18 protein-coding genes are annotated in these 14744 nt (G+C 51.5%); 8 read left to right on the top strand and 10 right to left on the bottom strand.

Annotation, left to right across the window (positions count from 1 at the left end; genetic code table 11):
- Positions 1-39 precede the first annotated feature (39 nt).
- The gene (locus KIS29_02940; protein ID MBX8639279.1) at positions 40-327 is read left to right on the top strand and encodes an acylphosphatase; all 288 of its coding nucleotides are present in this window, start codon (positions 40-42) and stop codon (positions 325-327) included.
- Positions 328-331: 4 nt separating this feature from the next.
- Here the strand turns inward: KIS29_02940 and KIS29_02935 are convergent, their stop codons facing one another.
- From KIS29_02935 to KIS29_02910, 6 genes are all read right to left on the bottom strand, one after another.
- On the bottom strand, positions 332-1180 hold the full coding sequence (locus KIS29_02935; GenBank protein ID MBX8639278.1) for a TatD family hydrolase: 849 nt from the start codon (positions 1178-1180) through the stop codon (positions 332-334).
- A 1-nt stretch (position 1181) separates the two neighbouring features.
- Positions 1182-1730 carry a TATA-box-binding protein gene (locus tag KIS29_02930; protein ID MBX8639277.1) on the bottom strand — a complete coding sequence of 183 codons (549 nt, stop codon included), beginning with the start codon at positions 1728-1730 and terminating at the stop codon, positions 1182-1184.
- A 116-nt stretch (positions 1731-1846) separates the two neighbouring features.
- Positions 1847-2530, bottom strand: coding sequence for a glycosyltransferase family 2 protein (locus KIS29_02925; protein ID MBX8639276.1), 684 nt, complete (start codon positions 2528-2530; stop codon positions 1847-1849).
- 32 nt (positions 2531-2562) lie between these two features.
- On the bottom strand, positions 2563-3360 hold the full coding sequence (locus tag KIS29_02920; protein MBX8639275.1) for a glycosyltransferase: 798 nt from the start codon (positions 3358-3360) through the stop codon (positions 2563-2565).
- Between the two features lie 313 nt (positions 3361-3673).
- Positions 3674-4156, bottom strand: a complete 483-nt coding sequence (locus KIS29_02915; protein ID MBX8639274.1) for an HAD family hydrolase — start codon at positions 4154-4156, stop codon at positions 3674-3676.
- 57 nt (positions 4157-4213) lie between these two features.
- Complete coding sequence (locus KIS29_02910) at positions 4214-6994, bottom strand: FAD-binding protein (protein MBX8639273.1); 2781 nt, start codon at positions 6992-6994, stop codon at positions 4214-4216.
- A gap of 105 nt (positions 6995-7099) precedes the next feature.
- Here KIS29_02910 and bcp point away from each other — a divergent pair, with 105 nt between their 5' ends.
- Positions 7100-7552: a thioredoxin-dependent thiol peroxidase gene (bcp, locus tag KIS29_02905; protein MBX8639272.1), complete on the top strand. Its 453-nt coding sequence runs from the start codon at positions 7100-7102 to the stop codon at positions 7550-7552.
- On the opposite strand, the gene ribA is transcribed toward bcp, so the two are convergent.
- Positions 7543-8241, bottom strand: coding sequence for a GTP cyclohydrolase II (gene ribA / locus KIS29_02900; GenBank protein MBX8639271.1), 699 nt, complete (start codon positions 8239-8241; stop codon positions 7543-7545). The two genes, bcp and ribA, sit on opposite strands and share 10 nt — an antisense overlap.
- 199 nt (positions 8242-8440) lie before the next feature.
- On the opposite strand from ribA, the gene KIS29_02895 reads away from it, so the two are divergent.
- Both KIS29_02895 and trxA read left to right on the top strand, forming a co-directional pair.
- Entirely contained in the window at positions 8441-9493 is a 1053-nt protein-coding gene (locus tag KIS29_02895; protein MBX8639270.1) for a deoxyhypusine synthase family protein, read from the top strand.
- Between the two features lie 62 nt (positions 9494-9555).
- Positions 9556-9903 (top strand): thioredoxin, encoded by a 348-nt coding sequence (gene trxA, locus KIS29_02890; GenBank protein MBX8639269.1) that lies wholly within the window; start codon positions 9556-9558, stop codon positions 9901-9903.
- Positions 9904-10093: 190 nt separating this feature from the next.
- Here trxA and KIS29_02885 read toward each other — a convergent pair whose 3' ends face one another.
- The 3 genes from KIS29_02885 to KIS29_02875 form a co-directional block, all read right to left on the bottom strand.
- Positions 10094-11041, bottom strand: coding sequence for an HNH endonuclease (locus KIS29_02885; GenBank protein ID MBX8639268.1), 948 nt, complete (start codon positions 11039-11041; stop codon positions 10094-10096).
- A 149-nt stretch (positions 11042-11190) separates the two neighbouring features.
- Positions 11191-11421 (bottom strand): hypothetical protein, encoded by a 231-nt coding sequence (locus KIS29_02880; GenBank protein ID MBX8639267.1) that lies wholly within the window; start codon positions 11419-11421, stop codon positions 11191-11193.
- 68 nt (positions 11422-11489) lie between these two features.
- Complete coding sequence (locus KIS29_02875) at positions 11490-11924, bottom strand: hypothetical protein (protein ID MBX8639266.1); 435 nt, start codon at positions 11922-11924, stop codon at positions 11490-11492.
- 101 nt (positions 11925-12025) lie between these two features.
- Here KIS29_02875 and KIS29_02870 point away from each other — a divergent pair, with 101 nt between their 5' ends.
- The 4 genes from KIS29_02870 to KIS29_02855 are packed head-to-tail and all read left to right on the top strand — an operon-like array spanning position 12026 to position 14229.
- Positions 12026-12481: a transcriptional regulator gene (locus KIS29_02870; GenBank protein ID MBX8639265.1), complete on the top strand. Its 456-nt coding sequence runs from the start codon at positions 12026-12028 to the stop codon at positions 12479-12481.
- Positions 12478-12759, top strand: coding sequence for a hypothetical protein (locus KIS29_02865; protein MBX8639264.1), 282 nt, complete (start codon positions 12478-12480; stop codon positions 12757-12759). Before KIS29_02870 ends, KIS29_02865 begins: the two co-directional genes overlap by 4 nt.
- 36 nt (positions 12760-12795) lie before the next feature.
- A complete protein-coding gene (locus tag KIS29_02860; protein ID MBX8639263.1) occupies positions 12796-13122 on the top strand; it encodes a 4a-hydroxytetrahydrobiopterin dehydratase in 327 nt (108 codons plus the stop codon).
- Positions 13123-13161: 39 nt separating this feature from the next.
- Positions 13162-14229 (top strand): NAD(P)-dependent glycerol-1-phosphate dehydrogenase, encoded by a 1068-nt coding sequence (locus tag KIS29_02855; protein MBX8639262.1) that lies wholly within the window; start codon positions 13162-13164, stop codon positions 14227-14229.
- Positions 14230-14744 lie beyond the last annotated feature (515 nt).

The following is a 14744-nucleotide window of genomic DNA, read 5'->3' as shown; positions in this document are numbered from 1 at the left end:
CGCAGCGGAGAAATAATTAACTACTGCCCTGTCAAAGACATGCACGTGGAAGAAGCGGATATATGCCTGCATGCCGTTTTTTATGGAACCGTTCAGGGTGTTTCATTCCGTGCATATGCAAAGAGATTCGCCGACGGCGGCGGCGTGAAGGGATGGATCAGGAACTTGAGCGACGGCAGTGTCGAGGCTGTCTTTCAGGGAAGAAGGGACGCGGTGTACGCTGTCCTCGAACTGTGCAGGAAGGGAAATCCGTACGCGCGGATAACACGCATCGATGCCAATGAGATCGCGTGCACAGATTCGCCGGAGTGCTTCACAATAAGATAGGGAGCTATCTGCCGGACGGAAACCTGTCGCTGCCGTAAACCGCGGACGGATTCTCAAATCCGACTTTCCAGGCAATTTTATCGTCCGAACCGCTCGCGTCGACCAGTTCCCTCACCCTTTTCGGCACCGTTCCGATGCCCAGGAACGCACCCGGATTGCGCGGGTCATCGATATAATCTGTCTCCAGCATGAATCTGCTTCCCTTTTTCGCAGCCTGCGCCACAGTATCCCTCTTTGCGGTTATGGAGGGAAAGAGGCCATGATTTTCCCCTGGCAGTATGAGATCAGTGCAGTGGTGCCTGACAACTCTTCCCCTGTCCAGTCCCGCCCTGTCAGCCCTGCGCGCGAGATCCGACATGCTTTCCGGACTCGGATCTTCAGCATGAATTATCACCGCACATCCGGCCCCTTTTGCCTCTTCCATGCATGCCCGGAGTATGCGGTTGCTTGCCTCCATGATTTCCTCCGGAACGGGGAAATGCGGCCTGCCCACCTCACCGATCGCATCCGCCCTGCCTTCCACCACATGGCGTGCGGCAAGCACTGCAGCCGAAGTCATCCTTCCCTCCGCTTCCTCAATGCCCAGTTTTTCCGCCATCTCCAGCAGAGTGACGGGATATGGCCCCACTGCAAGGAGAACCGTCAGCCCCAGCGTGCTCTTCACTTCATCTCTGAGTTTCTCAGCAGCGCTATACATTATCTCGAAATATGAACTCTCAGTAACCGGGACCGCAGGGGGCAGATTTACAAGCATCATTCCCGTACCGCCCCTGCGCCTGAATTCATCTGCAGCGGCTATGAAACGTCCTTCCCTGCGCAGATGTACGTGATTGTCGAATACCGGATAGCTCATCTCAGTGCAGCAAGCCCGCGCCCTGGAGCTCTATCATTATCTTTTGAACGGCGTCACCGACATCGGATGGTTTCCTCGCACCCGTGCATACAAGCTTTCCGCTCCCGAAAAGGAGGACGACAACCTTCGGCGAGTCGAGCCTGTATACAAGCCCCGGAAACTGTTCCGGCTCATACTCAACCTTCTCGAGGCCGAGACTTATTGCGATGGCATTCAGGTTGATTTCCTGGCCCAGGTCAGACGATGCAACAATATTCTGCACCTCGATCTTGGGCTCGATCTTTATTATAATCCCGGCCTTCTCAATCTGTTTTGAAACCTTGCTTATGGCGAGCTTTACTTCCTCGAGACTCTTTGCACCCGTGCATACAACCTTTCCGCTCCTGAAAAGCAGGGTTGCCGTCTTCGGCTCCTTCAGCCTGTAGATGAGTCCGGGAAACTGTTCCGGCTCGTATTCCGCGCCTTCGAGCGCCAGCGCTATTGCCTGCAGATCCAGCTCTTCACCGAGTGAAGTTGATGCAACGACATTTTCGATTTTGATGTTCGGCATTGGTTAACACCGCGGATTAAGGAATTTCATGAGTGCTTAAATAACTATTTAAATACCATTATAGTAAACCGGGAATTGCTTTAATCGTATGCTGCTTCCGATAAACGAATCGATTCTCAGTTGCGCAGGCGTCTCGAAAATCGCAGTTTCAGAAGAAATTTCAGATTGTTCCAGCCGTCCTTCCAGGTATTCAGCTTCTTTTCTCCCTGTCTTTCCATGAAATGAACAGGAACTTCTGCAAACTTCAGCCTCTTTGCAGCCTTTATCTTTATTTCCTCGGAAAAGGGGAATCCGTCGCTCCGTACATCCAGCCGCTCAAAAGCATCCTTTTTCAGTATCCACATGCCGCTCTGCGAATCCCTCACCGAAACACTGAAAAGGAATCTTGTCGCAACGTTCAGAATCCAGTTTCCAAAACGGTGCGTCCTGCTCATTGCCCCCTTGTTCATGGAGGAGAATCTGTTTGCTGTAAGGAAGTCCAGCCCCTCCCGTTTAAAAACGGAAAAAAGTGCGGGTATTGCCTCAGGCGGATATGAGGCATCAGCGTCAAGGGCTATTATGGTTGTTCCTGCCGAAGCCGCGAAGCCGGTCTTGTATGCCCTGCCGTAACCCCTTTCCGACTCCCTGATGATCCTGCAGCCCCGTTCTCTTGCTATCTCCACTGTCCTGTCGCTGGAATTCGTGTCAATGATTAATATTTCATACGGCTCGTCAACAGAGCTCATGCTCTCTCTGATCCTGTCAATGACTCCCGCAATGGAATCTTCTTCGTTTATTGTAGGAATAACGATTGAAATCAATTGATCCTGCCGAGTTTAAGATTGCTGGGTTATTAATTCTTTTTAGTGGAAGCTGTTCTTTTTTCGCCGAACAGTTTGTATCCCAGGTAACCGAGCAGCGCCATTGACACACGCAGCAGGCCATGGAAGCTCATCTTCCTCCTGAACATGTCGAGCGGTCTGTAGTTTTTCCACAGGCTGCCGTGTTTTAGCGTGAGCTGCTTTCTCCCGGCGCCGTTCCAGAAGGCCTGCCTTGAGAAACCGTAAATATTGTCTCTTGTCCTGCTTCTTACGACAGCGAGATCGTTGTAGTTTATTGCATGCCCGCTGTCTACAGCCCTGATGTTGAGGTCGATGTCCTCGGCAGTTATGAACCATCTGTCGAAACCGCCAAGTTCAGTGAAAACCTTCCTTCTGTAGGCCAGGTTGCACGAAGGATAGGTGACATCCATTCCTTTCCTGTACAGTTCAACCCTTTCGAATCCGAGGTATGCGGCTCTGCCGATATAGACGGTCCTGCCGGCCACCACATCCGACACACGAAGCGAAGAGATTATTTCAGACAGCCAGTGTTCGGACGCAATGCAGTCGCCGTCGATAAAGACAACGTAATCCCCCGAGGACTTCGATACGCCGTAATTCCTTCCTTCCCCTCTCTTTCCAGGCCACCGGTAAAGTTTTATGTACGGGTAAGCGGCGGCATATTTCCCTGCTATTTCTGCAGTTCCGTCCGAGCTGAATGCATCGACAACCACTATTTCCTTGTCGCCCGTCTGCCTGACGAGGCTGTCAAGCAGTCCTTCTATATTCCTAGCCTCGTTTCTGACAGTAACGACAATGCTTGCATCCAATTGAGGGCAATCCCCTTTTTTTGTTTACGGACAAGAGATGAGGTGCAATTGGTCCGCTCAAACTTTGATTGTAGCAATAAAACTATCGGAATGATCCTCATTGCGGTTCCGACCGGAACAGCCGACATGGGCTGATTTGCTCGCCGTCTGCGTATCACTCCAATGCACTACCAGGAATTTCAAATGATGATCCCGAATTCACATGCTTGAACAGATCTTGGGATCATGTGCGGAAACAGTCCGGCCACCGAAACCTGCGGCTGACGCAGACGCACAGTCAATGCCGCAGGCAATAAATCAGGAAGGCCGGTTTTCATGCCGGTTTCAGGTATTCCGTCACTATGTCCTTTACTGTCCTGTCCCCTACTATGCTGTATCTGAGATGCGCACGTCTTGCAAGCTCGCCGTCGACGTCATCCCTGTCACCGATCACAAATTCGTCCTCCGTGTGAAATTCCCTTCTGGCTCTTTCTATGAGGCCGGTTTCAGGTTTCCTGCAGCCGCAGCCGTCCTCCGGTTTATGCGGGCAGTGAAAAATAGCATCTATCTCTGCGCCGTATTCCCTCAGCTGCCTTGTCATCTCATCATTAACTTCGTTCATCTGGTCAACCGTAAAATAACCGCGCCCGATGCCGGACTGGTTTGTCAGGACTATGACAAGGACGCCCAGTCTGTTGAGCATTCTTATGCCTTCAGCTGAGGCTGGAATGACCCTTACCTGATCCTTCGATTTGCAATAAGGGCAGTCGGCGATTATTGTGCCGTCCCTGTCGATGAAAACTGCCTTCCCTGTCATCACGATGCTCCTATGTCCGCTGCTCTTCATTCAGCCCGGATTTCAGGCCGCCGGAAATCAGGACGCCCTGGACAGCTGTGCCGCCAGAACTGTCACCGCCAGCACCGGTCTTATGCCCGTTCCCTGACGTAAGTGCAGGGCACATTCCTCTCCGTCAGTCACAAGTATTCCTCCATTTTTCAGTTTGGATGAAACCACGCCAAAGAGATGGGAGCCCATGTCCATAGACATTGAAAATGTTTCCTTTGCAAAACCGTAACTTCCGCCGGCGCCGCAGCACCCCTCCTGAAGCATCTCCACCTCTGTCTCCGGAATGAGTTCAAGGAGGGACCTGGTCCTGGTATGATTGCCCAGTGCCCTGGCATGGCAGGAGGGGAAGTAGTATATTTTCTGCCTGAGGGGAGCAAAACTGTACTGCAGCCTGCTGCCCTGAATGTCGTCATGTAACAGTTCTATTATGTCTGTCGCAGACTTCGAGAGGGCCATCGCCCTGTCATCCGCGAGAATGCTGAGATAATCATGTCTCAGGGCCATTACTGCGGAAGGGGACGAGCATACAATTTTCATTCCCTTCGAAGTATAGGGAAACAGGAAGCTCGCGTTGTCAAACACATATCTCCTCGCCTCCCTTATCATGCCGAGATATATCAGAGGCAGTCCCGTGAATCGCTGCTTTGGATAGATGACACTGTATCCTGCCCTTTCCAGCAGTTCGACTGTCGCTATCCCGACCGCCGAGTCAAAATAGTTCGCATAAATGTCTGAATAGTAGGCGACCACTCCCTTCCTTCCCGGTTTTGCTTCATGCCTGCTGAACCATTCGGAGAAGGTCTGACTGTCAAATTCCGGTATTCTCCTTCTCCTGTCAATGCCGGAGGCATGCTCGAGCAGCGAACGTGCCTTTCCCGAGGTTATGAGCCTGTTGGAAAGGCTTGCAACGCTCGAAGCCACAATAGTGTAGAATTCATAATCGGAAAAGAATTTTGACGCCCTCCCGATTCGCCCAACACCGGCCTTTCTGATATACTGCGCCCGCGCTTCCATCATTATTTTCGCCGTGTTCACATTGCTCGGGCATTCTATGACGCACATCTTGCACTGCACACAGTAATCGAATACGGATGTTGCGTACTCATCTGAATCAATTTTTATTCCAGGCGCAGCGGAACCTGAATTTGCCAATCTTACCAGATTGTTCCTTCCCCTCGGCGATGTTATCTCACCCCCTATCGCCTTGTAGACGGGGCACTGCGTTTCGATGAATGAAATTGTCCTGCATTCCCCGCATCCGTGGCAGGCGTTGACCTCCTCCTCAAAGTTCAGAAATCCCCGGCCCGTTACCGACTGTATATCCGGAACGTTCCAGTTCAGAAGCGTATCCTTCTTTTCCTCCGCGTGCGTGGCCGCGGCACGATATGGCGCTTTTGAAGCGTCTGCCTCCGGTGCAGACGGATTCAACAGATTACCCGGATCCATCACAGTTTTCAGTACAAGGATTCTCTTCAGGAAGGCGGAATCATTTTCCCTGAATCCGGGCGAAAGCAGAAGGCCAAGCCCGTTCTCTGAGGTAACGCTGCCATTAAGGCGATGGGCATATCCGGCAGCCTTCCTGAGCATCGTTTCATGTTTCCTTCTGTCCCTCTCATCAGTCATGTTGAGGAACGGCCTGAAGTAAACGGTTCCGGTAACTGCATCACCGAATATTATTTTCCGGGTATTTTCCTCGTCTGAAGTGTTAAGCAGAAACTTGCAGAACTGATTCGCTCCGCCGGCACCGATTCTTAAACCTTCAATCATGACAACATAGCGGCCGTTCGGAACCGGCCTCGACAGCGTATGAATGCTGTCTGCAATGGCGGCAAACAGGCGTTCGCTGCTGACATTCAGCATTCTTGCCTCTATCGCCCCGAGAACTGCCGGATCCGGAAGGCTGCCTTTTCCGGGCATAACCGCAATGATGCACCCGTCGGCTTCCTTCGGAAAAGAAAAGTCTCCAAGTCTGTATGTGAGCGATGACATTACAAGGGAGTCTGCAAACATGGCCGAAATGCATCCGCTGAATTTCGACGCAACCGCCTGCGCCGTGCAGTCCTCAAGATTCCTGAAAAAATAGGCACTAATCTTCTCCTCCCGGGGCACGTCGACCATTTTCAGTCTGGCCGAAACTATGATTCCTATTTTTCCCTCGCTTCCGGCAAACAGGCGGACTGCGGAACCGGCGCCTGATACGCTGACGGCCATTTCCAGAAGCCGTGAACCGCCGGCGAAACTGCCAGTGCCGCATTCGGTCACTGTGCCGTCGTGCAGTACCACCTTGAGTGAAATCAGCATACCGTCAATGCTGCCGTATCCGGCCGAAAGGAATCCGCCTGCATTTATTCCAATGCATCCTCCTACCGTGCAGCCCCTTCCTTTCACCGGGTACAGCGGGAGCATTTTTCCGTATTTCGAGAGTTCGCTGTTCAATGCCTCTATCGTCATTCCAGCCTGAACCTCGACCTCGTCTCTGTCAAGGTCTACCGATGTTATGTCGTTCATTTTTCTGCCCAGATCGACTATTATTCCTTGCCCGACCGCCGCGTCTGTAACGCTTGTGCCGCTTCCCCTTGCGGTAACGGGCAGTCCATACCTGGAGCAGAATTTCATAATGGAGGCAACGTCCTCCTCATGCTCCGGCGTTATTACAGCGAGCGGGCGCAATTCAAAAATTCCCGCGTTCGAGGCATACGTCTGTGTCTGGATGGGGCTGTCTGCCACCCTCCCTGTAATGCTCTTCTCGAGTTCCGTCCTGTGCGAATTCCACAGATCGACGATGCCTGCCGACACTGCGCCTGCCATAAATGCCGTCTGTGAATTCCGTCAATCATCTATTTAATGCGCTCTATTTTTCAGCCGATTATAATTCAGTCAACTATAAAGTACAGTTATGCTATTCATCCCCATATGCTCAGAGAAGGAGACGCTGCCCCCGCTTTCTCCCTCAGGGGGGATGATGGCTTGGTGCACAAGCTCAGTGACTTCGGCGGAAAGAAGGTCGTTGTTTATTTCTATCCAAAGGATGATACGCCGGGATGCACGGTGGAAGCGTGCAGTTTCAGGGACTCAATGTCAGGTCTCCTTTCCCGCGGTGCCGCAGTCGTCGGTATAAGCCGCGACAGTCAGGATTCTCACAGGAAGTTCAAATCCAAATACAAACTGAATTTTCTTCTGCTTTCAGATGAGGACGGCAGCGTTTGCAAAAATTACGGAGTCCTCGTTGAAAAGAACATGTACGGCCGAAAGAGTTTGGGAATACAGAGAAGCACATTTGTAATCGACGAGAAAGGAATTATCAAAAAGATCTTTCCCAGGGTGAATCCGGAGGGACATTCCGAAGAGGTAGCCCGTTACCTCTGACCTTTCCTGAAGCTCCTTTTAACGGCGTTCCCGAGCGAAAGCTGTTTTTCGTCTATCATATGATTCATTTTCCTTTTTTTTGTGGCAACATACATGATGTTTGTTTTGTTCAGGCCGACAACCAGCGGGATTCTGCCCGCCACCTTTATTCCCAGAGACTTCATGCTGTTGATCTTGTCAGGATTGTTGGTCAGCAGCATTACAGATTTTACGCCAAGATCCCTGAGAATGAATGCAGCAGCATCATAACTGCGTTCATCCGGCTCAAAACCGAGGATCAGGTTTGCCTCGACGGTATCCGCTCCGAGATCCTGTATGTGGTAGGCCATCAGTTTGTTCATCAGGCCTATTCCCCTCCCTTCCTGCCGCAGGTAAAGCAGTATTCCCTTCCTCCTCCTGCTTATTATTTCGAGTGATTTCTTCAGCTGCTCTCCGCAGTCGCATCTGAGCGATCCGAGGGCGTCTCCGGTCAGGCATTCGGAATGTATCCGAACCAGTACCCGTTCACCCCCGGCTACGTTCCCGCTGATTATTGCCAGATGCTCCCTTTCAGATTCCATATCTTCAAATGCGATGACCCTGAAATTTCCTGATGAGGTAGGCAGTCTCGCTTCGGCGGTTCTTCTGAAACGATCCGCTTTACCTGACACCGCAGCATCCCTGTTGACCGTTTTGCTTTTGCTCTTCAATAAATTCCTCGTTTCCCGCTTGTATGTTTCCTGTTATTTAGTTTTCTGTTTTATGTGAGACTTCCTCAGCATGTCATTCGCCGAAAGCGTGGTTGTGCTCACTCCGCTTCCGGCGCTCCATGCCGAAACCGGTTGCGTTGCAGGCAGCCGTTTCCTGCGGAGTTATTTATTTAATTAAAAGTATTGCATCTGCGGTAGCATGGCAAAGGAAAAGGTAACAAGGCGATCCCTTCTTTCCAAGCAGGTAGAAAGCATTGATCTGATGAAAGTCAGACGCATATCGGATCTTGTTGAGGCATTCAGCGGCGCTTCCATTCAGGCACGCAACATCGGACAGGCCGCCCATGTATACGAAAACATGCTCACCGATGCTGACAGGCCGACAGTCATTCTCGGGCTGTCGGGTCCGCTCATCGCTGCCGGTCTCAGGAAGATCATAAGGGATCTCGTGGATCTTGGCCTTGTCGATGTGATTGTCTCCACCGGAGCTGTTCTGTACCAGGATCTCTACCAGGCCCGGGGATTCAAGCATTACGTCGGAAGTCCCCAGGCAGATGACAGTGTTCTCAGGGATCTTTCCATCGACAGGATATACGATACATATGTTGACGAGATAAAATTCGAGGAAACAGACAGGTATATCGCAGCCATCATCAATGAAATGCCTCCCGGTTCCTATTCTTCGCGTGAGGTCATGTCCTCCCTTTCGTCAAAGCTCAGCGACAGCAATTCGATACTCTATACCGCATACAGGAGGGGTGTGCCGGTGTTCAGCCCGGCGCTGAACGACAGCTCTATAGGCATCGGACTCACTCTGCTGCATGCCAGGCAGAAGGGGATGAAGGAGCATTTCGTCCTCGACTCGATAAAGGACAACTACGAGATTGTCGAAGTCATACTCAATTCAAGGAAGACGGGTGTAATTTATGTGGGCGGAGGAACGCCGAAGAACTGGATAAACGATGCAGAGGTAATGGCCGGCTATGCCTTCAATACCGAGATAAAGGGACACAGTTACGCTCTGCAGATAACGACAGATTCCCCGCACTGGGGAGGGCTCAGCGGCAGCACGCTCGACGAGGCAAGATCCTGGGGGAAAATACAGAAGAAGGCAACGACTGCAACGGCGTATGTCGAGGCAAGCATAGGTCTTCCGCTGATAGCGGCATATGTTATCGAGAAGAGGCTCCATCGCGGAAGGAAGAGGCTCAGTTTCGACTGGGACCGGCAGGGAAAGCTCGTGATTTCGTAGGCAAAACGGTGACGTAAAGGTTAATTACCAGCATCCGCGCTTCAAAATACGGAGTGAACAGAATGACTGATAACGGGAGTCCCGATAAACCGGTTGTTGTCGACGACAGGACATTTCATGACACGGTAAAGAAATATCCTCTGGTAGTAGTAGACTGCTGGGCCGGCTGGTGCCAGCCCTGCAAGATGATTGCTCCTTCTGTTGAGGAACTTGCAAAGGAGTTGAAGGGAAAAGTTGTTTTCGGGAAGCTTGATGTTGACGAAAACGCGAACGTACCACAGGAATTCGGCATAATGAGCATACCGACGCTTCTCATATTCAAGAACGGCAGTCATGTGGACACAATCATAGGTGCCGTTCCAAAGTCTGTGATAAAGGAAGCCATAAGCAGGCATATGACCCCCAACTGAAGCAAATCCGCTGCCCGATACCTTCCCTTTCTTTCTGCGTAGCCCTGATGCATGTGCCGCTCAGCCTTTTCCAGTCATGTCCAATCATGTCATGATCAGCGGTCTATCAGCGGCCCTCGGGGTCGGCCTGACTCTATCTGATCTCAAACCGCAGGGACCGGAACAGCTGCCGGAATAATACTGCGGCTGATTATACCTTCGGCGCATCTGCTTTGTAGAATCTGTCGAGCCTGAACCGGATTGCTTCGGTCGCCGGCCTGTCATAATGATTTTCAGGCAGGTTGGGCAGTTTTCTTCCCTCGGTCCTGAGGACACAGTTGTTTGCGGCTGATTTCCGGAAATATTCATCCTCTGAAACAATCACCCTGAGATCCTCGTCAAACGTCCAGAGATTCCTGTCAAAAAGCGAGTGATGATTCCGGCAGAGCAGTATTCCGTTCCTGATGTCCTTCGATGTTCCCCGATCCGCGACCGGAATCACATGGGCAGCTTCTACCGCGATCGCCTCACCGTGAAATCTGTAGCCAAGCTCACAAAGACTGCAGCGTTCATGATATGCTCTTCTCACGGCGATTCCAAATCTGATTTCCCTCAACCTTCTGACAGCCGCCGATAAATCCGGCGGTCCGGTTTCGAACGGCTGGAACGGCGAAGGCTCCTCATTGTCCATGGGACTCGCATCGACATCTATTGCCTCCCCTCTGACGGTAAAATGGGTCCCGTCAAAACCGTCGATGTATGCGAGTCCCATTATCTCATAGCTTCTCTCAAGATCAGGCACGTTCTTCTGAAGGAACACGGCGACAGGCACCCGGTCTTTCATGCAATTCCAGAGTGCCCTGTTGGTGCTCAGTGACATATCTGTTTTCCCGTTTCGTGCCTCCGGCATGTACCTGTACGACCATGAGCCGTCAGGCTGAACATTCAGCCCGCTGTCTTCGTATGTTCCTCTTTCCGTATGTCTGATCCAGAGCGCATAACTGGAATCGCCCGGCTTGTAGATGCCTTTCTGTGTCCGAAAACCGGGTACCATGTTACGCAGATCCCTGCTTGTCTTCACGGTCCCCATGATGTCCCTTAGCGCAGCGAGCGCTTCCCGGTGTTTCCGGCTGCCGATTGTGCTGAGAGGATCAACCATCTGAAGAGGGCATGGGCTTTGCATCTAAATATGATTCCCGAAATGCCCGCTTCCTTTAGGCAATGTTAATGGCAGGCAGCAGCACTGCTTCCGCCCTGCAGCATATGCCGAACACCGGGCAAAATCATGAAGTGCCGCAGTCCTGCGCTTCAGTCTTTCTTCGGTATCAGTTCAAGGCCGGTGAATTTGTTCCTGGATTCCTCCCGCTTGTGAAGTCTCCAGGCTCTCTCAAGGTGCTCGCATGTCCCAAGCCTGTCATATGCCAGGCAGTCGCAGAAGATTTTTTCGCCGGTTATGCTGACAGTTCTGACATGCGACTGCGTTTCGCTTTTTATTGCATAGACGTATACCCACTCGTCACCCTTACCTTTGATAGCCATCAAAGTGCATCCCGTCAGGGGTAACGTCATTTCACATTTATAAGCTCATTGATTGCACCACTTTTCTGTCATCCTTTTGTCGGACGATAGTCCTCTCTGCGGTACCACTGCGGAAAGTAGGGGAACCACTCATCGTCATGCTCGGACACAACAATCCTGTTTCCGTCAGGGTCGCTCAGTGATGCAAATCTTCCCCAGAAGGTTTCTGCAATCTCCGACAGTACTGCGTCGCCTCTGGAGTTCAGCCCTATCTCGAACAGTTCCAGGTCAGCTCCCTTTGACCTGAGCCTTTTTACCTCCCCGTCTATATCGTCGGTTTCAAACCGTAATTCCTGCACCGCCTCCGGTTTGCCTTTTCTGATTTCCAGCGTAACTCCGCCGCTGTCGAAGAGTGCACTTTCTTCATCCCTCTTCAGCAGTTTCAGTTCAAGGACGGCAGAATAGAACAGGACCATTGCATCCACTGATTCTGTCCTGAAACCGATCAATACCATTTTCAGCAACTGTCTCTGCCTTCCTTCAGCAAATCAGTCCGTAGCGGCCGGCAGCATGTAGTGATTCGACTGTATTAAATTTTTATATGTCAATGCTCTATCGATTATAGATGTCGTTTGAAATTTCTGTCGTTTCAAATACTCCGCTTACACCACTGCAGGATCTGGATGAAATCCTGTCGATATTCCTGTCCCAGATAGGTTACCTGCCTCCTGGTTATACACCCAGAAATGATGCGCTGGCTGTCGAAAACAGCATTCCCTTCCGTATATTCAGGGATTACTTCCTGCGCAGATCTGACAGGGCCTGGCTTGTGGAGGAAATTTCAGCGGATATCAGTGCGACCAAGGCCACCGTGTACAGGCACGTGAACAAGCTGAAGAGCCTGGACATACTTGAGGAAGTTTATATAGAAAAGGACGGTCAGCGGAAGAAAGGATACAGGATAAGGTACGGAAATATAAGCAAGGCCTGGAATTTCACCGAATCAAATGTTCAGGCGGCGATGGAATCATACAGGAAGACAGTGGATCACATTCAGAATATTTCGGAGGCACATAAATGAAAAATGATGACAGTGAAAATTTTTCGCTGGTAAAAGGATCGGTATACAGGATTGTAAGCGCGGCAGGATCTGACAAGCAGTTTGAGACAGAGGGGATTTTCCTCGGGTATGTGCCCTTCGGTGATGAGAGCGCCATTTCTGTCAGGATAAGCGATGGAGAGGACAAGGGAACAGTCCGTCTGCTTCCATGCAATTCCGTTTTCTATGTGGACATAGTGAAGCAGGAGAAGGCCGAGAAGAAGGAGTCCAAGGAAGTCAAACCGGCATTCTACGGGTGAACGGAAGCCTGTCCAGGTCACGGTGATGTGGTGAATATGGAGAACAGAAAACTCGGCGACGGGGAGATATCGGCAAAACTGGCTTCCCTCCATGGCTGGAAGATGGAAGAGGGGAAACTTTTGAGGGTAATGACATTCGGTAATTTCGAGGATGCGTTCTCCTTCATCGCAAGAATCGCCCTGGAAATTGAAAAAATAGATCATCATCCTGAAATAAGGAATGAGTACAGCAGGGTGGAAATCAGGCTCTCGACACATAAAATCAGGAATCCTGACGGCACCGTGTCGAGCGGCATAAGCCTCCTGGATTTCGAGCTCGCCGAACGCATCGATGCCGTAGCATCTGGCTACAGGCTGAAGTAATCGGGACCGCACCGGGCTGTTTTGATCGGGTGAGAACGGATGATGGCAGACCACTTCACAAAATACAAGGCGATGGTATTTCCGAGGGAAGTGCTTGCGGGCCATGGCGTCCTAAGGAGACTTCCGGCTGTCATTGAGGAACTCGGTTACAGGAGGAAGTGTCTCGTCATAACAGGCGACCACACCTTCAAAATAGCAGGCGGCAGGATAGCTTCCATGGTCGAAAAACTCGGTCTCCGGACAAGGACCGAGATTGTCGGCGATGCAACACTGGAAAACCTGCATGCAGTCTGCGCCTCCGCCAGGAAATTCCGGCCCGAGGTTATTCTCGGTGTCGGGGGCGGAAGCAAAATCGATCTCGGCAAGATGGCCGCGAAGGAATGCGGCTCAGATTTCATAAGTGTGCCGACCTCGGCATCGCATGACGGAATCGCTTCTCCCCGTGTCTCCATAAAAAAGGAAGGAAGGCCGCTGTCGATGGAAGGCGTAATGCCGATGGCAGTCGTTGCAGACACAGTCATAATATCAAAGGCTCCTTACAGGATGCTCGCGGCCGGTTGTGCTGATGTGGTCAGCAATTCGACTGCCCTTCTCGACTGGGAACTTGCCGTGAAGAAGGGTGCCGGAATTTACAGCACCACGGCTGCGTCCCTGTCCAGGTACGCCTGCGAATCAATCATGGCATCAGCGCGGAGGATCAGGGAAAACGATGAAACATCGGCCTGGCTTGCCGTCAGGCCGATAATAGCGTCGGGACTCGCGATGGGTGCCGCAGGTTCGTCGAGACCTGCCAGCGGTTCCGAACATCTTTTTTCGCATGCACTCGATGCTATCACGCAGAAAGGTGCGCTCCATGGCGAGCAGTGCGGCGTCGGTGCCATAATGATGATGGCACTTCATGGCGGCGGATGGGAGAAGATAAGGGACACACTTATCACACTGGGCTGCCCGGTATCAGCAGACGAACTCGGTATTCCTGAAAAGGACATAATAAGTGCACTTGTGGCTGCAAGAACTGTGCGGAATGACCGCTATACAATACTTGATTTGAAAAGACTTGATCTGAATTCGGCGCGGAAGCTTGCAAAGAAGACAGGCGTAATCTGAATATGCCGTTTGCGGCGCATAACCCGGGATGCTTCAACGGAATGGACTGCTTCGCTCCTTCCCGGTCTCCGGAATGCCGGCCGCCCCGCATGACTGCTCCTTTTTCATTCTCGCAGGAATGTTAAAACAAAATCTAATTTGTGAAGATTTAGATGAATAAAATATCATCTGCGAAGAAATTGTCCGCACATTTCAGCTGATTCGTTCAGCTGCCCGGCAGTAAGGAAAAAGGTATTAATATGACCTCAAATGCCCGCCGGGGATTAATATGCAGGCTGAAACGGTCGATATCGAAAGTGCCCGGGTGCAGTTGGAATGCATTCCGGCCACCCGTCGGAAGATGGGAAGCCGGGTCTTATGCGCAATGGCGTAGGTCCCTGGCATGCAATATTTCTCGGTTTTTCGCACTCCGCTCCTGCAGCGGATGTTGCATCCCTTCTGATAGGCGTGGCGATTGTCGCCTACGGCGCTATGCCCCTGGCGATGGTTCTTGGCGTCGTGCTGTATCTGATGGT

Source organism: Candidatus Sysuiplasma jiujiangense, assembly GCA_019721075.1.
Taxonomy (GTDB): Archaea; Thermoplasmatota; Thermoplasmata; order Sysuiplasmatales; family Sysuiplasmataceae; genus Sysuiplasma; species Sysuiplasma jiujiangense.
The sequence above is the reverse complement of the archived record's forward strand: the minus strand, read 5'-3'. Positions and strand labels throughout refer to the sequence as shown.